This window comes from Gordonia liuliyuniae (assembly GCF_021738805.1).
Lineage (GTDB): Bacteria > Actinomycetota > Actinomycetes > Mycobacteriales > Mycobacteriaceae > Gordonia > Gordonia liuliyuniae.
In genome coordinates, this window is sequence record NZ_JAKKOR010000014.1 from 144594 (window position 1) to 165273 (window position 20680).

The 20680-nt window shown below is 65.1% G+C and carries 21 protein-coding genes; 11 read left to right on the forward strand and 10 right to left on the reverse strand.

From position 1 onward, the window contains the following. Nucleotides 1–22 precede the first annotated feature (22 nt). On the forward strand, nt 23–892 hold the full coding sequence (locus tag L5G33_RS19075; RefSeq protein ID WP_236999783.1) for a L,D-transpeptidase family protein: 870 nt from the start codon (nt 23–25) through the stop codon (nt 890–892). Between the two features lie 69 nt (nt 893–961). On the opposite strand, the gene L5G33_RS19080 is transcribed toward L5G33_RS19075, so the two are convergent. Genes L5G33_RS19080 through L5G33_RS19090 form a run of 3 tightly spaced genes read right to left on the reverse strand, consistent with a single transcriptional unit; the run spans nt 962 to nt 3483 of the window. Further along, nucleotides 962–1639, reverse strand: a complete 678-nt coding sequence (locus L5G33_RS19080; protein WP_236999758.1) for a PIG-L deacetylase family protein — start codon at nt 1637–1639, stop codon at nt 962–964. Between the two features lie 39 nt (nt 1640–1678). After that, the gene (locus L5G33_RS19085; protein WP_236999759.1) at nt 1679–2308 is read right to left on the reverse strand and encodes a response regulator; all 630 of its coding nucleotides are present in this window, start codon (nt 2306–2308) and stop codon (nt 1679–1681) included. Then, on the reverse strand, nt 2308–3483 hold the full coding sequence (locus L5G33_RS19090; RefSeq protein WP_236999760.1) for a sensor histidine kinase: 1176 nt from the start codon (nt 3481–3483) through the stop codon (nt 2308–2310). The genes L5G33_RS19085 and L5G33_RS19090 overlap by 1 nt, the downstream gene beginning before the upstream one ends. A gap of 131 nt (nt 3484–3614) precedes the next feature. Between L5G33_RS19090 and L5G33_RS19095 the strand changes: the two genes are divergently transcribed. Together L5G33_RS19095 and L5G33_RS19100 are read left to right on the forward strand one after the other, a co-directional pair. Then, on the forward strand, nt 3615–4661 hold the full coding sequence (locus tag L5G33_RS19095; protein WP_236999761.1) for an FtsX-like permease family protein: 1047 nt from the start codon (nt 3615–3617) through the stop codon (nt 4659–4661). Between the two features lie 37 nt (nt 4662–4698). Continuing rightward, nucleotides 4699–5385 (forward strand): ABC transporter ATP-binding protein, encoded by a 687-nt coding sequence (locus L5G33_RS19100; RefSeq protein ID WP_236999762.1) that lies wholly within the window; start codon nt 4699–4701, stop codon nt 5383–5385. 79 nt (nt 5386–5464) lie between these two features. Here the strand turns inward: L5G33_RS19100 and glpX are convergent, their stop codons facing one another. Continuing rightward, a complete protein-coding gene (gene glpX / locus L5G33_RS19105) occupies nt 5465–6454 on the reverse strand; it encodes a class II fructose-bisphosphatase (protein WP_236999763.1) in 990 nt (329 codons plus the stop codon). A gap of 103 nt (nt 6455–6557) precedes the next feature. On the opposite strand from glpX, the gene L5G33_RS19110 reads away from it, so the two are divergent. Next, nucleotides 6558–7139 carry a DUF4245 domain-containing protein gene (locus tag L5G33_RS19110; protein WP_236999764.1) on the forward strand — a complete coding sequence of 194 codons (582 nt, stop codon included), beginning with the start codon at nt 6558–6560 and terminating at the stop codon, nt 7137–7139. 9 nt (nt 7140–7148) lie between these two features. Here L5G33_RS19110 and L5G33_RS19115 read toward each other — a convergent pair whose 3' ends face one another. Genes L5G33_RS19115 through L5G33_RS19125 form a run of 3 tightly spaced genes read right to left on the reverse strand, consistent with a single transcriptional unit; the run spans nt 7149 to nt 9349 of the window. Continuing rightward, nucleotides 7149–7367, reverse strand: coding sequence for an exodeoxyribonuclease VII small subunit (locus tag L5G33_RS19115; protein ID WP_236999765.1), 219 nt, complete (start codon nt 7365–7367; stop codon nt 7149–7151). Then, nucleotides 7364–8614: an exodeoxyribonuclease VII large subunit gene (xseA, locus tag L5G33_RS19120; protein WP_236999766.1), complete on the reverse strand. Its 1251-nt coding sequence runs from the start codon at nt 8612–8614 to the stop codon at nt 7364–7366. The genes L5G33_RS19115 and xseA overlap by 4 nt, the downstream gene beginning before the upstream one ends. Nucleotides 8615–8650: 36 nt before the next feature. Then, complete coding sequence (locus tag L5G33_RS19125; RefSeq protein ID WP_236999767.1) at nt 8651–9349, reverse strand: lipid droplet-associated protein; 699 nt, start codon at nt 9347–9349, stop codon at nt 8651–8653. Here L5G33_RS19125 and L5G33_RS19130 point away from each other — a divergent pair. The 6 genes from L5G33_RS19130 to L5G33_RS19155 all read left to right on the forward strand — a co-directional run bounded on the left by L5G33_RS19130 (nt 9348) and on the right by L5G33_RS19155 (nt 13997). Further along, complete coding sequence (locus L5G33_RS19130) at nt 9348–10337, forward strand: 4-hydroxy-3-methylbut-2-enyl diphosphate reductase (RefSeq protein ID WP_372476938.1); 990 nt, start codon at nt 9348–9350, stop codon at nt 10335–10337. The two genes, L5G33_RS19125 and L5G33_RS19130, sit on opposite strands and share 2 nt — an antisense overlap. Before the next feature lie 137 nt (nt 10338–10474). Continuing rightward, nucleotides 10475–11305, forward strand: a complete 831-nt coding sequence (locus tag L5G33_RS19135; protein WP_236999769.1) for a hypothetical protein — start codon at nt 10475–10477, stop codon at nt 11303–11305. A 101-nt stretch (nt 11306–11406) separates the two neighbouring features. Next, entirely contained in the window at nt 11407–12252 is an 846-nt protein-coding gene (locus tag L5G33_RS19140; RefSeq protein ID WP_372476939.1) for a polysaccharide pyruvyl transferase family protein, read from the forward strand. A gap of 11 nt (nt 12253–12263) precedes the next feature. After that, nucleotides 12264–12461, forward strand: coding sequence for a hypothetical protein (locus L5G33_RS19145; protein WP_236999771.1), 198 nt, complete (start codon nt 12264–12266; stop codon nt 12459–12461). A gap of 73 nt (nt 12462–12534) precedes the next feature. After that, a complete protein-coding gene (locus L5G33_RS19150) occupies nt 12535–12993 on the forward strand; it encodes a hypothetical protein (protein ID WP_236999772.1) in 459 nt (152 codons plus the stop codon). Between the two features lie 332 nt (nt 12994–13325). Continuing rightward, entirely contained in the window at nt 13326–13997 is a 672-nt protein-coding gene (locus L5G33_RS19155) for an MspA family porin (RefSeq protein WP_236999773.1), read from the forward strand. A 759-nt stretch (nt 13998–14756) separates the two neighbouring features. Here L5G33_RS19155 and L5G33_RS19160 read toward each other — a convergent pair. Continuing rightward, nucleotides 14757–15008 carry a hypothetical protein gene (locus L5G33_RS19160; protein ID WP_236999774.1) on the reverse strand — a complete coding sequence of 84 codons (252 nt, stop codon included), beginning with the start codon at nt 15006–15008 and terminating at the stop codon, nt 14757–14759. A 1828-nt stretch (nt 15009–16836) separates the two neighbouring features. On the opposite strand from L5G33_RS19160, the gene L5G33_RS19165 reads away from it, so the two are divergent. Next, entirely contained in the window at nt 16837–18216 is a 1380-nt protein-coding gene (locus tag L5G33_RS19165) for a hypothetical protein (RefSeq protein ID WP_236999775.1), read from the forward strand. Here the strand turns inward: L5G33_RS19165 and L5G33_RS19170 are convergent. Together L5G33_RS19170 and L5G33_RS19175 are read right to left on the reverse strand one after the other, a co-directional pair. Then, nucleotides 18161–18949, reverse strand: coding sequence for a helix-turn-helix transcriptional regulator (locus tag L5G33_RS19170; RefSeq protein WP_308191601.1), 789 nt, complete (start codon nt 18947–18949; stop codon nt 18161–18163). The genes L5G33_RS19165 and L5G33_RS19170 overlap by 56 nt on opposite strands. Nucleotides 18950–19124: 175 nt before the next feature. After that, nucleotides 19125–19979 (reverse strand): SDR family NAD(P)-dependent oxidoreductase, encoded by an 855-nt coding sequence (locus tag L5G33_RS19175; protein ID WP_236999776.1) that lies wholly within the window; start codon nt 19977–19979, stop codon nt 19125–19127. Nucleotides 19980–20680 lie beyond the last annotated feature (701 nt).

Consider the following 20680-nt stretch of genomic DNA (forward strand, 5'->3'; position numbering starts at 1 on the left):
GCTGAAGTTACTGATGAGGCGAATGTGGCAAGTGGGGCTGCTGGTGGTGGCGAGTATCGTCGCTCTGGTAGTCGGAACCGGGCAGGCGTCCGCCGCGCCGACGACGCCCGATTCCACACCGAACACCGACGTGACGTCGCTGATCGATGGCATTCTGAAGAACTTCCAGATCCCCGGCGTGCCGTCGGCGCCCGGTAAGGCCGTCGACAACACCGGCCAAATGATCGTCGTGACCGCGCCGGTCGCGTCGTCGCAGACCGCTACGCTCACCGGATTCGAGAAAGACGCGGAGGGCGTGTGGAAGCCGGCCGAGGGAATCGGTCCGGTGAAGGCGTACCTCGGCGAGAAGGGCATGGGTAAGGCGCAGGACAACGTGTACCGCACGCCGCAGGGCACGTTCCCGCTCGACCAGGCTTTCGGCCGCCAGGCGAATCCGGGCACCAAGATGCCGTACTTCCAGGCGAACCAGCAGGACTGGTGGGATGCGAACCCGAAGTCGCCGACCTACAACCAGCACGTCCAGCAGGCGAAGAGCCCCGGCGGCGACAGCGAGAACCTGTACGACATGGGGCCCGTGTACGACTACGCCGTCAACATCAACCACAATCCGACGCGCACCCCGGGCGACGCGTCCGCGATCTTCCTGCACGTCGACAACGGCGAGCCGACGTGGGGCTGCGTCGCGACCGAGCGCCAGACGATGGTCAACATCCTCAAGTGGCTCGACCCGGCGAAGAACCCGAAGGTTACGATCGGCGTGAACGTCGACGCGCCCGATCAGGCTCCGAAGGCCGAGACCAGCCCGAACGGTGACGTCCTCGGCGGCCTGCTCGGCAACCTCGCCGCGCTGCTCCCGGACACTCTGCGCTCGCTCATCCCCAGCGGCAGCTGACGCCGCACCGACCCTTCAGCGACCCGAGGCCGCACGCGATCACGCGTGCGGCCTCGGGGCTTTCTGTCGCTATGCGGTGCCGCGCAGGAGCTCGAATCCGGAGGCGCGAGCGGCGTCGAAATCGTCGATCGGGCCGGTGCCGCGGTCGACCTGGAACGTCGCCTGCTCGACGACGGGCGTCTGTGGGTCGAGGACCTCCAGGTAGACGCGGTGGCATTCGAGTGCGCGGATCGCGGTGTCGGTGAATCCTTCGACGTCGGCGGCGTGCGTGATGTTCGGTCCGTTGCAGAACAGTGCGCGAGGCGCGGTCTCCAGCGCATCGAACGCTTCGACGACCGCATCGGAGAACTGCATGTGATCGCGCTGGTTGGGCACTCCGGGCACCCATTCTGGGCCGCCGAACAAGCTGAGGACGATGTCGGGCCGGACGCGCTCGATGGTCTCGGCGACTTTTGCGCGGAGCTCGGGGGTATTGAAGATCTCGCTGTCGGGGAAGCCCCAGAACTCGACCTCGTCGACACCGACCACTGCCGCCGACGCGATCTGCTCGCCTTCGCGCAGCGGGCCGCACTCCGCGGGCGGCATGCCCTGGATTCCCGCTTCTCCGCTGGTGGCGAGCGCGTACACGACTCGCTTGCCCTGCGACGTCCACCGGGCGACGGCAGCCGCCATCCCGTACTCCGGGTCGTCGGGGTGGGCGACGAGGACGAGAGCGGTCGACCAGTTCTCCGGGAAAATCTCAGTCATGGGCCGAGGGTACGCTGGGCCGGCCGGGCCCGGCACCACTTACGGGATGAGACCGCGCTCCCGCGCCGCGGCAAGGACTTTCGTGCGGCTGTTGACGCCGAGCTTGTCGAAGATGTGGACCAGATGCGACTTGACCGTCGCCTCCGAGATGAACATCTTGCGAGCGATCTCTCGATTGGAGCCGCCGTCGGCGAGACTCTGGACGATCTCGAGTTCCCGCGCGGTGAGGGGCGCTTCGCGTGAGGTGACGCGGGTCAGCAGCTTGGCAGCGATGGCCGGGCCTAGCACAGTCTCACCGGCGGCAGCGGACCGGATGGCGCCGATCAACGTGTCGGGCGACGCGTCCTTGAGGAGATAGCCGACGGCACCGGCTTCGACGGCGCGCACGATGTCGGCGTCCGACTGGTACGTGGTCACGATCAGCACCTGCGGCGGATCGGCGAGCGCACGGATCGCCTGAGTCGCGTACACCCCGTCCGCGGCCGGATCCGCACCGTGCAGCCGCAGGTCCATCAAGACCACGTCGAGACCGATCGTCGACGCGATCTCGACGGATTCGGCTGCGGCTGCGGCCTCGGCGACGACGGTGAAGTCGGGGACGGCCCCCAATACGGCGCGCAGACCCGCGCGGACCACGGGGTGATCGTCGACGATCATGATGCGGATCATCAGTGCCTTTCGATCGGGACGTTGACGTGGATCGTCGTGCCGTCGCCGGGCGTCGACTCGACGGTGAGCTCCCCACTGCACGAGCGGATTCGGGCGCGCATCGCGCGAAGGCCGAACCCGCTGCCCGCAGTGTGGTCACCGGCTGGCGACGGATTGTCCGGGTCCATGCCCACTCCGTCGTCGACGATGTCCAGGTGCACCTCGCCCGGCAGGTGCGTGAGGGTGACGGCGGCCGACCGGGCGCCTGCATGGCGTCGCACGTTCAGCAGCGCCTCCTGCACTGTCCGCTGCAGCGCGACCTGCACCGGTTCGGGCAGTAACCCCGGGACACCGTGCTCGGCGAAGACGGTGGGGACTCCGTCGTGCGACAGCGCCGCGACCTGCTCGGCGAGCGCTCCGGACAGCCCTTCGGCGGGCGACTGCGGTCCGTCGAGACCGCGGAGGAAACGCCGGGACTCGGCGAGTGCGGTCTGTGCCGTCTCGAGTGCCGTCGCAGTCTGCGACGCGCGCTGCTCGGGCGACGTCGACGGCGACGTCGCCGCCCGAAGCAACATGATGATGCTGGCGAGCGACTGCCCGGTGCCGTCGTGGATCTCGCCGCCGAGACGTTCACGTTCGGCCAGTACACCGGCGTCGCGTTCACGCTCGGCGAGTTGTTCCCGTGTCGCGATCAGTTCGTCGACGAGTCGGTCGCGCTCGACCACCATCGTCGTGATCCGGCCGAACGCCTCGGTCACCGCGACCGCGGTCGCGATGCCGATGAGTGGGCCGATCACGCCGCCGACGGTGAACCCGCCGGTGTCGACACGCACCGTGGTCACCGCGGTCGCCGCGATCACCACCGCGACGGCGACGGCCACACCGCGCGGCAGGAAATGCCAGCACAGCATGGCCACCACGAACGCGATCCACACGAAGTCCGACGACACGACGGAGAGCCCGATCCAGCCGGCCGTCAAGATCAGGACCCACGGGATCACCAGATCGCTTCGGCCGCGGGCGGACCAGACCGCGCCGATCGCATACCAGGCGGCGAACAGGCCTGCGCACACGAGGGTGAGGGCATGCGTTCCGTCGTCGGCGACCGTCCTGGCGACGCCGACGATCATCAGCGTCGTGAACAGGATGTGCCCCGCCCATTCGGCGTAGCGGTCGGTGCTGCGATCGTCGGCCATGCCTCCCAGTATCGCTGTGATCCGGTGCGGGCTGCGACGTCTACACCTTTCGATGGATGCCGCGTCGCCGATAGGTGGAGCCGAAAGTGGGAATCCGGGGCGATGCCGGGGGAGGGGGCTGCACGACAAGCTTGAGTAGTCCCGGCGAACTGCTGGGCGAGCAGCTCTCAGGAGGATTCGACGTGTATATCGGCTGGCGCGAGATACGTGACGCCAAAGGAAGATTCGCACTGATCAGCGGTGTGATCGCACTGCTGTCTCTGATGGTGGTCATGCTGTCGGCGTTGACTTCGGGACTCGATGCGGAATCGACGTCGGCGGTACGTGCACTGCCCGGCGACACGGTGATCACGCAGGCGGCTGCCGGCGGAGAGGCGTCGAGCCTGACCGACAGCCGCGTCGACGACGCAGCGGTCGGGCACGTCCGCGACGACGACCCGCAGGCGACGGTCCTCGGCGTCGCCACCACACGCGTCACCGCAGACGGCCGTGCGGCCGCCGCAGCGGCGTTCGGATTCAGCGACACCGACGAGGTGACCGTCGACTCCGAGACCGCGGCGTCGCTCGGACTCTCGGCCGGATCGACCGTGGTCGTCGGTACCGAGAAGGTCCGCGTCGACGACGTCGCCGACACCGGCAAGTACGCACACACCCCGGTGATCCGCATGCCGTATTCGACGTGGGTGTCGGCGACGGGCCGGGACGCGGCGTCCGCGGTGCTGACAGCGGCCGCCTCCGCGCCGGGAGGGATGGTCGCCACCTCGCACGGCGACGCGGTGTCGCTCGTCCCGGGCTACAAGTCCGAGCATTCGTCGCTGCTGCTCATTCAGGGACTCCTGCTGGCGATCTCGGCGATCGTCGTTTGCGGCTTCTTCGCCGTGTGGACGGGCCAACGGGTGCGTTCGCTCGCGGTGGTCCGCGCCATGGGCGCCGGCCGCAACTACCTGATTCGCGACGGGCTCGGCCAAGCCGCCGTCGTCCTCTTCGCAGGCCTGCTGGCGGGCGGGGGAGTCGGCGCGATCGGCGCCGCGATCGCCTCGGGCACCGTGCCCATCGCGTTCGATGCGTGGTCGATGATCGCGCTGCTCGCGGGCATGGCAGTACTCGGACTGGCGGGTGCGGCGGTCGCCCTACGACCGCTGGTCAAGGTCGACCCGCTCACCGCACTCAACCGCTGACTTCTCCCTCGATCCACTTCTCAGCAAGGAGTTACCGATGTCTCTCGTACTCGACAACGTCACACTCACCTACCCGGACGGCGACCGTGACCGCGTGCTGGCCGTCGACGGCGTCAGCCTCTCCGTGCCCCGCGGTCGCCTCGTCGGCCTCACCGGCCCGTCCGGCTGCGGCAAGTCCAGCGTCCTCTCGGTGGCGGGAACGCTCATCACCCCCGACTCCGGTCATGTGGAGGTCGCAGGCGCGACGGTGGAGGACCTCGACGCAGAGGACCGTGCGCGACTGCGCCGTGAACAGGTTGGTTTCGTGTTCCAGCACGACAACCTGCTGCCCGATCTGACCGCGCTCGAACAGGTCCTCCTGCCCGTCCACCTGGCCGGGGGTCGGCCGAGCCGCCACCGGGCTCGTGCCCGGGATCTACTCGCCGAGGTCGGGCTCGCCGATGCGGTGGACCGTCGTCCCGGTCAGTTGTCTGGCGGTATGCGGCAGCGCGTGAACATCGCCCGCGCCCTGATGGGGGAGCCCGCCGTGCTGCTCGCGGACGAGCCGACGTCGGCTCTCGACTCGCACCGTGCCGCCGAGATGATCGACCTTCTCGTGCGCCTGGTGTCCGAGCACGACGTGGCCGCGCTGTTCGTCACCCACGACATGCGGGCGCTCGACGACGCCGACGAGGTGGTCCGCATGCTCGACGGCCAGGTCGCCGAACTCACGCACGCACGGTAGGCGACTCGAGAGGACAGCCGTGGGCCTCGGTCACTCGACCGGGGCCCACGGCTGTGTCAACGTGCGGTGAGGAGGAGGACTAGATGTCCAGTCGCGCGTACTCGCGGAGCTTGGACGTCTGGTGGACGGCCTCGACGGTGCGGATGGTGCCCGACCGGGAGCGCATGACGAGCGAACGCGTCGTCGCGCCGTTCGGGCGGTAGGTGACGCCGCGGAGCATGTCGCCGTTGGTGACGCCGGTCGCGCAGAAGAAGGAGTTTTCGCCGCCGACCAGGATGTCGTTGGTCAGCACGCGGTCCAGGTCGTGTCCGGCGTCGATCGCCTTCTGGCGTTCGGCGTCGTCCGTCGGCCACAGCTTGCCCTGGATCTCGCCGCCCATGCACTTCATGGCGACCGCGCTGATGATTCCCTCGGGGGTTCCGCCGATGCCCATCAGCATGTCGACGGTGCTGTAATCGCCTGCGGCGGCGACCGCGCCCGCGACGTCGCCGTCGGAGATCAGCCGGATTTTCGCGCCCGCCTCGCGGATCTGCGAGAGCAGATCGGCGTGACGCGGACGGTCCAAGACGACGACGGTCATGTCGGCGACGTCGATGCCCTTCGCGGCAGCCACCGAGTTGATGTTCCACTCGACCGACTGGTTGATGTCGATGGCGCCCTTGGCCGCCGGCCCGACTGCGATCTTGTCCATGTAGAACACCGCGGACGGGTCGAACATCGTGCCGCGCTCGGAGACCGCGATGACCGCGATCGAGTTCGGCCGGCCCTCCGCCATCAACGTGGTCCCGTCGATCGGGTCGACTGCGACGTCGACCTCGGGGCCCTCACCGTTACCGACGACCTCGCCGTTGTACAGCATCGGCGCCTCGTCCTTCTCGCCCTCACCGATGACGACGGTGCCGCGCATCGAGACAGTGGAGAGGAGTTCGCGCATCGCGTCGACCGCGGCACCGTCGCCGCCGTTCTTGTCGCCGCGACCCACCCAGCGTCCGGCCGCGAGAGCTGCGGCCTCAGTGACGCGGACGAGTTCCATCGCGAGATTGCGGTCGGGGGCTTGCTTCGTCGACATGGGTCTCCGCTCGTTAGGCACAACTCAGACCTGGACATTCTTTCACGCACAGTCGACGACCCGCGCCTCAGGGTGCCGCCGGTGCTGATGGATAATGGCAGGCATGGCCGACAAACCCAGGATCCTGCAAGACGGCAAGGACCTCATCTGGTCGCTCATCGCCCTGGGCGTGATCGTCCTCGTCGTCGCCGGGGTCGCAGGCAGCTGCAGTTGGGGTTTCGGGTCGGACGCCACCGAGCAGAACATCCCGCACTTCGACGTCTCCGAAGGGCTCCGCGCAGACGCCAACACCATGGGCTTCCCGATCCGGGACCCGAAGGTGCCGAACGACTGGCAGGCCAATTCCGGTTCAACCCAGGAGATCGCCGAGACGATCTCCAGCAACGTCGGCTGGATCACCGACGGCGGCGCCTACGTCCAACTCACACAGACCGACGCCACCGAAGAATCCTTGATGCGCAAACTCCTCGGCGACGACACCTCCGGCAACGGAACCCGCGACATCGGTGGCCAGATGTGGGTCACCTACGAGAACCTCGAACACCAGAAGGCGTGGATCGTCGATCTCGGCAACGTCCGGATCGGTGTCAAGAGCCGCGGCAAGGACGACTCCATGCAGACTCTCGCCGAAGCGGTCCTCGCGGCGAAACCCCTCGCAGCCGACCGGCCGATGCCGACGGGCTAGCTGGCCCGGTCAGTCGTCCTCGTCGGAGGGGTTGAGCGCGGCTTCGATACGGCTGCGGGCGCCTTCCAGATGGGCGGTGCAGCGGGCGGCGAGCGCTTCGCCGCGCTCCCACAGGGCGAGTGACTCGTCGAGACCGAGGCCGCCGCGCTCGAGCGCGGTGACGACCTCCGACAGTTCGTTTCGCGCGTCCTCGTAAGCGAGTTCGTCGACGGGGGCGGGTTCGGTCATGCGTCGTCTCCTTCACGGATGCTCGCGAACGCCGAGCCGTCGGCCACCCGGATGCGCACGTGCGCGCCCGCGGGCAGGTCGTCGACGCTCGCCACAGCGTGCGGATGGTCGATGTCGGTGCGCTGCACCACAGCGTAGCCGCGCGCCAACGTCTGGGCGGGGCCGAGCGTCGCCAGCCGAGCGGCGAGCTGCGAGTTCCGGTGCTCTTCCACCGTCACCAGATGTCGGACGCTGCGTCGCACGTCGACGAGAGCCGCGTCCACCCGCTCCTGTCGACTGTCGATCATGGACAGCGGCCGCGCCAGCACCGGCCGGGCGAGCAGTCCGTCGAGGACACGTTGCTCACGGTGCACCCAGTTGCGCAGAGCGTGCGCGCTGCGCTCCCGCAGCGACGCGATGGAAGCCAGCTCCGCGGTGACGTCCGGGACGGCGCGTTTCGCGGCGTCGGTCGGGGTGGCGGCGCGCACGTCGGCCACCAGATCGAGCAGCGGACTGTCCGGCTCATGCCCGATCGCGCTGACCACCGGCGTCGAACACTCCGACACCGCGCGCAGCAGCGTCTCGTCCGAGAACGGCAGCAGGTCTTCGACGCTGCCGCCGCCGCGCGCGATGATGATCACTTGGACACGCGGATCGGCGTCCAACGCCGCGAGCTCGGTGAGAATTGCGGGGACCGCCGTCGGACCCTGGACCGGTGTGTCTCGGATGTCGAAACGGACCGCAGCCCACCGTTGTTCGGCGACGGCGACGACGTCGCGCTGGGCGGCGCTGGCGCGCCCCGAGATCAGTCCGACGGTGTGCGGGAGGAAGGGGAGCGGTCGTTTGCGGCGCGCGTCGAACAGCCCTTCGGCAGCGAGCAGCCCGCGGAGCCGTTCGATCCGAGCCAGCAGTTCACCGATGCCGACCGGCCGGATCTCGGTGATCCGCAACGACACCGTGCCACGCCCGGAATAGAAGTTCGGCCGTCCGCAGACGACGACGCGTGTCCCGTCGGTCAACGGAACGGGACTGCGCCGCAGGATGCTCGGGTCACAGGTCACCGAGATCGACATGTCGGCTGCCGGGTCACGCAGCGTGAGGAACGCGGTGCGGGTGCCCGGGCGAGCATTGATCTGAGTGATCTGACCCTCCACCCACACCTGCCCCAGTCGGTGAATCCATTCACCGAGTTTGAAGCTGAGCGTGCGCACCGGCCACGGCGCGTCGGCCGAACTCGCCGGCGTCTGACCTCCTGATCCGGACGTCACTGGCCTGATCCCGACATCACTGGCCTGATCCCGACATCACTGGGCGCTGTCGGCCTTCTTCTGTTCGGCGGCGACGCGGTTGTCGATCATCGTCACGAACGGCGACCGGTTGCGGTTGGCGCGCTCGTACTCGGCGAGCGCCTGCAGATCGGCGAGCGACAGCGAACGGACCTTGGCGCGCACCTGGGCGAGCGTCAACGTGTCGTAGTCGAGGTCGACGACGATCTGCGGCCCCGTGGGCGACGACGACGCAGCGGGCGCGGCCTCGGTCGCACCGGGCGCGACGTCGGCGGTCGACGAACTGTAGAGCGCGAACCGACCCGCACCAGGCTCGGCCGCGGGTTCGGTCTGGACTGGTTCCGTCTGGACGGGTTCCGTCCGGACTGGTTCAGCGGCCGGCTTCACTGCGACGGGCTCGGCTGCCTCCGGCGTGACCGCAATGGCCTTCGCCGCCGCCGGTTTCGCAGGCGCGGGCGGCAGCGTGTCATCGTCGTCTTCGTCGAATGTCGCCCACGCAGGCTGCTCTTCGGCCTTGTCGAAGATCGGCGCGAGCACGTCGTCGCCCTTGATGGCGAGTTCGGCGATGTTCTGCTGCAGACGCATCCCGGCCTGCAGTGCAGAGCTGACCGCCGACATCGGCAGCGTGACGACGCGCGTGGGCAGTTTCCGGGTCTCCTCGACGGTCGTGGCCAGCAGACCGGCGACCACACGAGCGGGGTACGGAGGACGATTCATGTACTTAGCTTCTCACAGCCGTACGATTGGTGTTATGGCTGAATCCAAGCGTGTCCTTCTTGCCTCCCCGCGCGGCTACTGCGCGGGAGTCGACCGTGCCGTCGAGGCCGTGGAACGGGCGCTCGACAAGCACGGTGCGCCGGTATACGTCCGAAAGGAGATCGTCCACAACCGGCACGTGGTCGAAACCCTCTCCGATCGGGGCGTGATCTTCGTCAACGAGACCGACGAGGTGCCGGAGAGCGCGATCGTCGTCTTCTCCGCGCACGGCGTGTCCCCGGAAGTGCACCGCACCGCGGCTGAACGAAGCCTGCAGACCATCGACGCCACCTGCCCGCTGGTCACCAAGGTGCACCAGGAGGCGAAGCGTTTCGCCCGCGACGACTACGACATCGTCCTCATCGGCCACGAGGGCCACGAGGAGGTCGAAGGCACGTCAGGCGAGGCGCCCGAACACATCCAGCTGGTGGACGGCCCCGACGCCGTCGATGAGGTGCAGGTCCGCGACCCCGAGCGCGTCGTCTGGCTGTCGCAGACCACGCTGTCGGTGGACGAGACGATGCAGACGGTCAAGCGGCTGCGGGAGAAGTTTCCGCTGCTCAACGATCCGCCGTCGGACGACATCTGCTACGCCACCCAGAACCGCCAGGTGGCCGTGAAGGCGATGGCTCCGAAATGCGATCTGGTGATCGTCGTCGGGTCGAAGAACTCGTCCAACTCGGTCCGCCTCGTCGAAGTGGCGCTGCAGAACGGTGCGAAGTCCTCGTACCTCGTCGACTACGCGCGAGAGATCGATCCGACGTGGCTCGACGGTGTGACGACAGTCGGCCTGACCTCGGGCGCATCGGTGCCCGAGGTGCTCGTGCGCGGTGTGGTCGACCTGCTCGCCGAGCACGGCTTCAACGACGTCGAGACCGTCACCACCGCAGAGGAGACGTTGACGTTCGCGCTCCCGCGGGAGTTGCGGCCCGCACGAACCGCCACCTGACGGGCCCATCGAGACCTCTGTGCGCCTGCGCCAGAGGTCTCGTGAGGCGCTCGCGGCTTCGACGCAGAAGTTGAGAGCGCGCTGATTTGAACACCGTCGCGAGTTCGCGGGGTGGCGCAATAGCACGTCACCCGGCGGTGTTCGCAGGTCAACTCATCGCCGAGAATCGCCGAGGCGGCGCAATCGCCGAGTTTTCGATCGGCGGCGGATCGGTCGTCACCGAAGCCGCGAAGATCCTGGTTACGGTCCTAACCATGGCGTTGATGTTCGTGCCTCGAGCGACAGCGACAGCGGCCGCACCCGACCCCGACCTTGTCGTGTCGTCGAAGCTCGAAGCGCCTGTCGTATCGAGCGGCGGCGAAGCGAAGGGCGCGAGGTACTTCGTGTCAGCGATCCTCGACGTGCCGGTGGCGATCGTCTACCCGCCGACCGTCGCCGAGACGCCCGCACTGTCGGCATGGCATCGCATCAGCGTGACCGGGCCTGCCGTGTCGAACGTATCGGCCGTCGTGCCGACGCTACGAGCCAGCCACGTCATGCCCGTGCCGACCGTGTCGGGCAGCGGCGACGCGAGGACACCGGCCGTCGCGGTTGGTGCGTCCTTCAACCGCCAACGGGTGAGTAAGAACAGCAACTTCACGATCGGCGCGTCGGGCTGGAATCTCCTCACCGGTTGGTCGTCGGACAGTACATATCCCGCGACGATCGTGGGGGAGAAGCTGGTCGTTCAGGGCAGCGGCGCGGCGACGATCACCTGGTCGGTCACCCAATCTGGCTCGGGCACGCAGTCGGCTCGCGCCTATTACAACGGTGTGGCGGTCGGCGCAGAGTTCGGCACGGGGACAGGTGGCGGCACCCGCACCACAACCCGCGAAGTGTCGGCAGGCGACGAAATCTACGTGATGGTCACCGGCGTCTTCACGTCCGTCGCGGCGGCAGGCACCTACATCGACGTGGTACCGGTATGAGAGGGAGGCTGTGATGGATAACCCTCCTTCACAGCCTCCCGACCAGGAGCTCGTCCGAACAATTGGACGAAATCTGCGGAGTTTGACCGTATGATCACTGAATGACTTCTGGTGTCGACGGCATCAAAACGTTCTGGTGGAGAAAACCAGGACTGACCGCTACCCTCCCGAACTTTGGCGACGAACTCACCACGCAACTCGCGCAGCGCCTGTTCAACCGCACATGCATTCGCACGCCAGCACGGCGCGCTGACCTTATAGGTTCAGGCTCCATCGTGGAAATGGCGCAGATAGGGCGCGCCAAACCCGGACTCAAAGTGTGGGGATCAGGGTTCATGGCAGACCGCCAGGCGCGGAAAGACCTCAGCTTCCCGGACTTCGACTGCTACGCAGTCCGAGGGAAACTGACCCGAGACAGGATCCGAGCAGACCGGGACGTAGCGCTCGGTGATCCCGGCTTACTCGCCAGCCGGGCCTACCCGCGCTCGACCACGATCCCCGGCAAGATCGGACTCGTCTACCACTACGTCAACAAGAACGATTCGGCAGTGCGGGACGCCGGGCGGCACGCCGTTACCCTCATCGATCCGCTACGTGACCCGGACGCGGTGACCGCAGACATCACGTCATGTGAGTTCGTGTTCTCGAGCAGCCTCCACGGGCTGATCGTCGCCGACTCCTACGGCATTCCGAACGCGTGGGTCACGTTCAAGCGGAAGCTCGGTGGCGGCAGTTACAAGTTCGATGACTACTACTCGGCATTCGACGGCGCCGCGACCATGATCTCGCCAGACAGCGTCACGGACGTCGCGGAGATCCGGAGACTCGAGCGCACGTATCGAGGCATCCCTGACCTCGAAGAGATCCAGAACAGACTGATCGCGGCATTCCCATACTCGCCATCGACCGCCGCGGGTAGAACGCGTACAGCCAGAGCGACTACGTAACCGTTCACCGCATGATCGACGTCGAACTCGCGGGCGGCTTCCACGACGGCAAACCGTGGGAGGTCGCGTCAGTCGCCGACGACATCCTCATGCCCGTCATCCACCGCCGTGGTGCCGAAGTGCCCGGCCTCGAGATGGTCGTCTACAGGCATGCCGGGCGACTGCATGACGGCGTGCCCGTCTACGAACTCGCACCGCCACCCGAATAGAGTAGCGGTGCGCTTTCGTCGTCTCTGCTCGAAAGCGCCGAACGAATCGCACGGATCTAAGGACCGAACATCCATGGCCTCGACTTCACCGAGTTCGCGCACTCCCTGGACCCTCGATCAGGTGCGGGCGATCATCCCGGCCGGACTTGCGCACCTTTCTTCACAACTACGCCAGTGTGACCCCGCGGATATGGATCGCGGGACGCTCGTGTGCGCCACTATGTTCGGGAGCGGCGAACTGGCAGGCCAGGCGGCTTGGTTGAAGGCCGTCCGCAAGACGAGTCCGGTCACCGCCGATGATTTCGACAATGAGGACGAGATCTATCGTCCGCCGATGTTCACGGTCGTCCGCGTGCCGGCGGGTGACCGGGATGAGTTTGGCGAATTCGCGTATACCTCCCAGAAGGATGACGAACCGCAAGTTTGGTCGCTCGTCGCGGACCGGGCCTTCATTCAGGTCGGCTACACGCAGGGTTCGGTCAGCCAGGATGAGCTCTGGAGCATCGCCCGAAGAATCATTGAGGATTCCTGAAGTAGGGAAGATCGCGTCCTACGCGCTGGCTTACGAGGTTGGTGGCGGGGCGGTTTCGTCGTCTCGAGTGCTGTCTGTCGCTCCGATCTTGTCCGGTCCGGACAAGATTTTGTCCGGACCGGACAAAATCTTTATACCTCTGACCAGGCACTTCGCTACAAATGTTTGCTGGACGTTTGTTGGGCGGGTGTTCCCAGGATGAAATGACGCGTAGGAGCACACACGCTCCTGCCACGCCGGGTGTAGACGTTTGTCGTCGAGCCGGAGGGGGTTGTTACGCAGGGCTGCAAGGGTTCTGCACTCATCGAGGGGGATCGTCGATGTTTCGACGCATGACCATATCGCTGCTACTCGTAGGCGTTGCTGCCTTCACATTGGCAGCAAGTTTGCTTGCCGGGCCAGCCGAGGCCCGCACTCACCACACGCGCGAGGGTGTGGACATCACGCTGACCGCATCGAAACTCAAAGCCAAGAAGATCCCGGCACTGGACTCCTCGCCGTTCTCCGGCGAAGCGTTGTTGTCCTCGGATGTGCACGCAGGGCTTAAGGGGATCGATGGCAAGACGGTTCGCGCGACTGTCGAAGTCGGTTACAAGATCGGCTACCCGGTCTCGGTCGCACCGAACGGGGTGAAGGTCACTGCGCACACGCCCGAACTCAAACTGACCGGCGGAGTCAACGCGAAGATCGCTCCGGAGGTGACCATCTCCGGTAGCGGCGGAGGCGGCAAGATCGGCGAGATCGGCGCTGAGCTCGGTGCCGAAGCAACCGTGATCCCGGCAGCGGACCTCGAGTTCGAGGTCGGAGCAGGCAAGATCACCACCGTCACACTCGCCGACATCGCACTGACCCAGCCCGTCGCCGACATCGTCCTGTCCGGCGTCGAACTGAACGTCTCGAACGCTCTCGGACCGATCAGCGTCCGGCCGTTCGCCAAGATCAGCGTCACGACTGACACTGGTGTGTACGTGTACTACGACCACGGCCCCACCAGCCGCATCTGAGTGGGGTCACCTGATGAGAACAATCTTTCATTTCAAATGGCTAGAACGGCGTGACGCTTTTGCGGGTGCTTTGGTGGGCATAACCGCAATGATCGTCGTTCTCGTTCTCGCCGTCTCGTTTGCGCCTTCGCCAGCTTCGGCGGAGACACCGGCCGAACGATGTAAACGCGAGACGGCCGCGTATAACAGTGCCTGGGCGGCGATCGGGAAAAAGCCCCCTGCGCCCTATCGCTGTGGAGGAAGCAACCAGGCTCCCCCGACGTTGCCGCCAACGATGTCGGAGGAGGCGCCAGAAGAAACGGTGGCGCCAACGACGTCGGCACCAGACTCCGACAGTGGTGACGGTTCGGGGCCAAACATGAATGCGCCTACGGATCGACGTGAAATCGAACATCCGACCGGGGGACCGACGGTCGGGAATAGCGACCGATCACAGAATCGTACCCCAGTTGTTCCTGGTCGAAGCCCCGTGTCGAAGCCAAACGAGGACGACGAAACAGATTCTCCTGCTCAATCAACGCCGGAGATAGACCCGTTTGTAGCTCGTATGGCATCGGGCCCCGGAGTGACAATGGTTAGCTGCTGGACTCCGTCCTGCCTGTGGAATAAATGGCAGGAGCCGCTAATTCAGATACCGAGATACACCATCATGTGTGCCTGGAGTATCACAATGTTAATCCTGCCAGCGGCTAAAGCTCCTAGTTTCATCATTAAGTTGGGTAGGGCTGCAGAGCAGTTTCCAAAGTTGAAGCCGGCGCTTCAAAAGCTGATTGGCATCGTCGAGAAGATGATCACGCAGCCGAAGACCGAAAGGCTGACGGTCAAGCCGTTTGTCCAATGGTTGAAAGATTTTCCGAATGCCGCCGACTTTGTCGCGGAACTGCTTGGCATCAAATCGGTGATGGTGAATTGCGGCAAGTTGGTTGAACAGATAAGCAAGATCTCTTTCAGCGGGAACGGTGACGGCCCCGGAACAGGGGCTGGACCGGGATCTGGGTCGGGATCGGGCAATGGGTCAGGCTCAGGGTCGGGCTCAGGTGGTGGCGGTAACGACGGTGGGGGCGCGACGTCTCCCCCTACTTCGCCGCCTGCCACCACGACGCCGCCGCCCGCTCCGGAGACAACGACGCCGCCGCCCGCTCCGGAGACAACGACGCCGCCGCCTCCGCCACCCACTACCACGCCGCAGCCCCCTCCGGAGACAACGACGCCGCCGCCTCCGCCACCGCCGCCTACAACGACGCCGCCGCAGGGGCCGAATCCTCCCTCCTCGTGTACTCCCTATCCGGACTGCATCATGTGACGGTAGACATCGATAGAATGGACAATCATATGAAATCGAAGGATCTTGGGAAATACGGACTCCCGTCGATCGTTGTAGCTGTAACGATCCTGATAAGTGGTTGTTCCGGAGCCGCGGAGGACGTAGAGGATAGGTCTACTCCGACGCTTGAACAGGTTGCACAGAAGTGGGCTGAGGCGCTAACCAGTGACGATGTTGACACTCTGTATCGTCTTCGTTCGACGAAATGCAAGAAGGCAATTGGTTACTCGGACTACAAGTCTCAGCTAGAGTCTCTGGTCGGAGATTCCTCTGCTCCGAAGTCGGCGCCGCGAATCAGCGTCCGTCTGGATGGGTCAGAGACCGGCTACGTTTCAATATCATTCGCGCAAGCCAAAGGAGCGTGGAAGAGCCTGGAGGCTGGTAGGCGATGGTCTAGATCCGACGGAGAGTGGAGGTTCGACAACTGTGATTCGTAGTCAACCTGACGTAGGCTTTGCAGAAAATGGGGTGTCGTGATGACTGATGATCAGCCGGAAGTTGACGCGGGAAGTCGACGATTTCGATGGCGTGCCCGGGCGGTTTCTGCCGCACTGGCCGCTATCGTAGTGGCGTTGGTTCTCGTTCTGGTCGGGTATCTCATTGGGGCGCGGACCTCAACGAGCGAGTCCAACTCCGAGCGGGACGACTCCAGTGGGACGGTCGCATCCCAGACTGCAGATATTGTTGCCGCCATAGGTCGAAAAGACACTGGATACCTGAAACAGAGGACGTGTGGACAGCTTCTGTTGATGGTGGAGGCCGGGAAATTCGACCCGTTGTCGATTGAGGGTGCTTCCGTGGGGCCGGAAGTTCCCGGGGCCTGGGCTGGAGGAGTCGTAGAAATTAGCGACGTCAGTCTCGTGTCTGAGTATGGAGGTGTGTCTACTTCGTATGGTCGACTGGTATACGCCACCCGCCTGGATCCGACGATGCCATGGCCAGTGGTTCGGGCATCAGGCGAGCGTCAAGAAGATGGATCGTTCAAGCTCTGCACGATAGAGCGGGCCTAGCGTGAACCCTAGTCGTCGCGATCGTGGCGACTAGGGTTCTCTCCTTCGTCTTGCTCCGTAGGCCCCTTTCCGGATGTCTTCCTGTACAGGTCGTAACCCGATCCGAGTAGAAACCCAACAATCTTAAACGGAATGCTATAGACAAAGTTTATCGCGTTTATTATTCCGACAAGGCACCACGTCAATCCCGCACCGACATAGCCCACTGCGGACCTGAAAATTGAGTCGCCAGGTTCTCCCGGGTCGGGTGTGTGATTTGTATCTGCTGCCATGCACCAATCCTACCCGTGCTTCGGCTCGATTGATGCGTCCGAACCCGGGCCGCCTGCCGGTGAGCCAAGTCCGTTCTCGGAACCTGTCTCGCCCTGGGTGTTGGATCGTGGAGCGACTTCCGCACCGCCTCGGTGGGGCATTGCCTCCGACGTTTCCCGAGGAGCATTGCGGTTGGCCGACCGATTACGACGACGCGGACCTAAACAATGGCCCTTGTACAGCGTTGGTTGGAATGATCGCCATGATGGCCGTGACCGGCGGTCGGTCGGCGTTCGCGAACCCGCTGTTCCTCATGTTTCCGCTGATGATGGTGATGTCGATGGTCGGGATGGTGGCCTCCGGCGGGCGCGGCGGCCCCGCCCGGGCCGCCGAAGTCAACGAGGACCGCAAGGACTATCTCCGGCATCTGGCGACATTGCGCGACACTGCGGACGAGGCGGCCGCCGTCCAACGTGCGGACACCGAACGCGATCATCCCGACCCGCGGTCGCTCGCGTCACTGATCGGGACGGCCCGCATGTGGGAGCGGCGGCCGTCCGACGATGACTTCGGCGACGTCCGGATCGGGCTCGGCGCGCATCGGCTCGCAGGCGACCTGACGCCGCCGGAGACCGCGCCCGTGGAGAACGTCGAACCCGTGTCGGCGGTGGCGCTGCGCAGATTCGTGCAGGCCAGGTCGGCGGTGCCCGGCCTGGCGACGGCGCTTGCCCTGCGTGGGTTCCCCGCGGTCAGCCTGTCCGGACCGCACGACGACGTCCACGCTCTCATGCGGTCGGTGGTCTGCCGGCTCGCCGTTCAACACGGTCCCGACCATCTCGGCGTCGCCGCCGCCGTCGCCGACCCGATCGCCCCGCACTGGGACTGGATCAAGTGGTTGCCGCACGTCGGGCACCCCGAGCGGGTGGACGGGCTCGGTCCGACACGGATGATCTACCGATCGCTCGCCGCACTCGAAGACGATCTGGCCGACCACCTCGCCGACCGTGGCCGCTTCTCGCGGACCGACCCGTCGCCGGGGTTACGGCATCTTCTGGTGATCGTCGGCGACGAGGCGTTGACCGGCGAGGAGGAGTTGATGCTCGGTTCGGGCCTCGACGGCGTCACCGTCCTCGAACTCGGCGAGATCGCCGACTCGCTGGCTGCCCGCCGCGGACTGTCGTTGAGCGTCGACGGGGATCGACTGTCGGCGAGAACTGCTGCAGGAGTTGAGGAGTTCGCGACCGCCGACGCGTGCGGGCTCGCGAACGCCGAGGCCATCGCGCGGCGGCTGGCACGGTATCGGCCCGCGTCGTTCGGTGCGCTCGCCGACCTCGACACCCCGATCACCGCCGCCGACCCCGGTCTGCCCGGGCTCCTCGGCGTCCCCGATGCGGGCGGTTTCGACCCGTCCCTGGCCTGGCGTGGCCGACACGGTGCGCAACGTCTACGCGTCCCGATCGGCTACACGGTCGACGGGACGCCCATCGACCTCGACCTCAAAGAGAGCGCCCACGGCGGGATGGGGCCCCACGGGCTGTGTGTCGGCGCGACCGGATCAGGTAAGTGTGATTCGATACCTACGAAGTATTCCCGCCGTGGGGAATTGGTTGCGTCCAACTGCCGAGTAGCTTGAGTGCGTTCTCGGAGGGGGATCCAGGTTCTGCGCTGTAGAGGTAGAGCGACTGTTGGTTGTCGCCAGGTAGGTTCAGTGTCTCAAAGTGGACATCTAGGGGGCCTACGATGGGGTGCTGCAAACGTTTGGTTCCGTGGGTGCGTTGGTGGACGCGGTGCTCGGACCACCACAGTCGGAATTCGGGGCTTGCGAGGGACAACTCCCCGATAAGCTGCTGCACTCCGGGCTCTCCGGTCGTGGCGGCCGCATCTAGGCGGAGCGATTCGACTGCGTTTCGTGCTTGCTGTTCCCAGTCGAGGAACAAGGTGTGAGCCTGCGCGTCGAGGAGTATCCAGCGGGCATAGTTGCGGTGCCTCGGGGGCATTGCGTCAAAGTCAGCGAACAGTGCCTTGGCTAGCGTGTTCGATGCAAGTACGTCTGTGCGGCGACCGAGGACTATCGCGGGGTTGTCGAGAGAGTCCAGCGTCTGCCGCAAGGCTGGTCGTACGCGTTGCACGGCGGTACGGGAACGAACTGGGCCTGTCCCTACCGTGCTGACGAGAGCACGCAGGTAGGCCTGGCCTGCTGAGTCGAGACCCAGAGCGCGGATCAACGCGTCCACAACTTGGTTGGACGGCGTAATGTGCCGTCCTTGTTCCAGTCGAGTGTAGTAGTCGGTGGAGACACCGGCGAGCAAAGCGACTTCTTCCCGACGAAGCCCCGGGACACGTCGAACTCGCCCATCGGGTATCAGCCCTGACTAGTGTGGGTCGCGGTGAGCGCGGGCACGGCGCAGGAACTCGCCGAGCTCACGATGCGGATCGCTCATGCGAACATCCTCCCTTAATGATTGCGCGACTGCCGACGGGGTGGATCAGGCGGTGGGGCGGAGACGACATAGAGGCTCGTTTCCGCCCCACCAGCTACGTTCAGCGCACGTAGTCGGTGCTGTGTGCGAGGTCGCGGCCCGCGAGAATTTCAGCCTTGAGGGAATCGACCTTCTCTTCTGCCATGTTCGATAAATCCGAGCCGAGTTGCTGGCGGAGCGGTCCGCCGGTCCGGCATGCGATGGACACCAACGCCGCCGCTGCTTGGGCAGGGTCTCCGAGCTGGGAACCGGACATTTCCTGATGTTCGGTAACGATCTGACGAATCCCTGGATATGCGTCAGAAATGTCAGCTGCCACAGCGAGCGAGTCGTCAGTGAGGAAGTCGGTTCTGAAGTATCCGGGCTCGACGATTGAGACTTCAATTCCATAGTCAGCAACCTCGGCGGCGAGAGACTCGGAGAGTCCCTCCAGCGCAAACTTTGCGGCACAGTACAGCCCCCACCCGGGGAAGGAGAGTATGCCTAAGATCGAGGACACGTTGATAATGTGTCCGCTGTGAGCAGCACGCATCGGTGGCAAGGCGGCGCGAATCACGTTCCAGGTGCCGCCGATTTGCACGTTTAACATGTCGGTGACAGCGGTGCTGCTGGTTTCCTCGACGGCTCCGAGGTATCCGTATCCGGCGTTGTTCACCACGACGTCGACTCGGCCGAATCTGTCGTTTGCCTGCTTGAATGCCGTGTTGACCTCGGCCTCGTCGGTGAGTGAGACCTCAAGGGCTAGCAGATTCGTGGTATCGACCTCCGCAAGAGCTGCCTGCAACCGCTCGGTGGAGCGTGTCGTAGCTGCGACCTGAGCGCCGGTGCTCAGCAGATGGGCTACTAGGGCCAGGCCGAGACCGCGGGAGGCACCGGTGACAAACCAGACGGCGGGCCGGTCAGTAGGGTAAGGCATGAGGTTCCTTTCGTGAGTGACACTTCAACCTTGCCCCCTGTGGTACCCGAGAAGATCGGGATATCAGGCCCCCTTGTGCCTAGGAACGAGAGTCCCACCCAAGCATCACGGGCGTGCGCCTTGGCGGAGTCCTACTACAAGCTCATCGGCACTAGCGCTACTCGATGCGGTAAGAGCTGGGAACTGCAACCGTGAACAGTCACTATCAGTATTCTGATAACTCTGGTTAGATGTCGCCTAACTGCGCAGCGGGACCAGCTGAGTTGTGGATTCCCTTTGCTTGGGTCCATTCGTCGAGTATGTCCAGGGTTTTCTGCATGAATGGTCCGGTGATCATCATGTGGTCCGCGCCTGCGACCTCTACATAGTCACTGCGGTTTCCGTATCGCTTTGCGGTTGCTTTAACCATCCTGGGCACGCAGCATTTGTCCTCTGACCCAGCGACCACCAGGACTGGGCCGGAAATCTTGTCGTAGTCGACTCGTGAGTGTTGGTTGCGGCGTCGGTAGAACATCCAGAACACCATCTCGCGGTACGCCCGACCTGATTCGGCACATAAGCCGCTGTAAAGCTGTGAATCGCCCCGGCAAGTCCGGAGACTTTTTAGTTTGAGGCTCCAGCGGTGGCTGGGGCCTGGTGGTGAGCGTAGTGCGCTTGCTCTGCTTGGACCGGCGTGAGGTCGTCGCAGTATTCGAATGGCC

Excerpts from the sequence above, each read along its gene's own strand:
- glpX (WP_236999763.1), bottom strand. The coding sequence starts at position 6,454 with ATGTCGACGAAGCAAGCCCCCGACCGCAATCTCGCGATGGAACTCGTC.
- L5G33_RS19125 (WP_236999767.1), bottom strand. The coding sequence starts at position 9,349 with ATGAATCGTCCTCCGTACCCCGCTCGTGTGGTCGCCGGTCTGCTGGCC.
- L5G33_RS19115 (WP_236999765.1), bottom strand. The coding sequence starts at position 7,367 with ATGACCGAACCCGCCCCCGTCGACGAACTCGCTTACGAGGACGCGCGA.
- L5G33_RS19110 (WP_236999764.1), top strand. The coding sequence starts at position 6,558 with ATGGCCGACAAACCCAGGATCCTGCAAGACGGCAAGGACCTCATCTGG.
- L5G33_RS19155 (WP_236999773.1), top strand. The coding sequence starts at position 13,326 with ATGACCATATCGCTGCTACTCGTAGGCGTTGCTGCCTTCACATTGGCA.
- L5G33_RS19085 (WP_236999759.1), bottom strand. The coding sequence starts at position 2,308 with ATGATCCGCATCATGATCGTCGACGATCACCCCGTGGTCCGCGCGGGT.
- L5G33_RS19140 (WP_372476939.1), top strand. The coding sequence starts at position 11,407 with ATGACTTCTGGTGTCGACGGCATCAAAACGTTCTGGTGGAGAAAACCA.
- L5G33_RS19165 (WP_236999775.1), top strand. The coding sequence starts at position 16,837 with ATGATCGCCATGATGGCCGTGACCGGCGGTCGGTCGGCGTTCGCGAAC.
- L5G33_RS19075 (WP_236999783.1), top strand. The coding sequence starts at position 23 with ATGTGGCAAGTGGGGCTGCTGGTGGTGGCGAGTATCGTCGCTCTGGTA.
- L5G33_RS19130 (WP_372476938.1), top strand. The coding sequence starts at position 9,348 with ATGTACTTAGCTTCTCACAGCCGTACGATTGGTGTTATGGCTGAATCC.
- L5G33_RS19145 (WP_236999771.1), top strand. The coding sequence starts at position 12,264 with ATGATCGACGTCGAACTCGCGGGCGGCTTCCACGACGGCAAACCGTGG.
- L5G33_RS19150 (WP_236999772.1), top strand. The coding sequence starts at position 12,535 with ATGGCCTCGACTTCACCGAGTTCGCGCACTCCCTGGACCCTCGATCAG.
- L5G33_RS19080 (WP_236999758.1), bottom strand. The coding sequence starts at position 1,639 with ATGACTGAGATTTTCCCGGAGAACTGGTCGACCGCTCTCGTCCTCGTC.
- L5G33_RS19100 (WP_236999762.1), top strand. The coding sequence starts at position 4,699 with ATGTCTCTCGTACTCGACAACGTCACACTCACCTACCCGGACGGCGAC.
- L5G33_RS19090 (WP_236999760.1), bottom strand. The coding sequence starts at position 3,483 with ATGGCCGACGATCGCAGCACCGACCGCTACGCCGAATGGGCGGGGCAC.
- L5G33_RS19175 (WP_236999776.1), bottom strand. The coding sequence starts at position 19,979 with ATGCCTTACCCTACTGACCGGCCCGCCGTCTGGTTTGTCACCGGTGCC.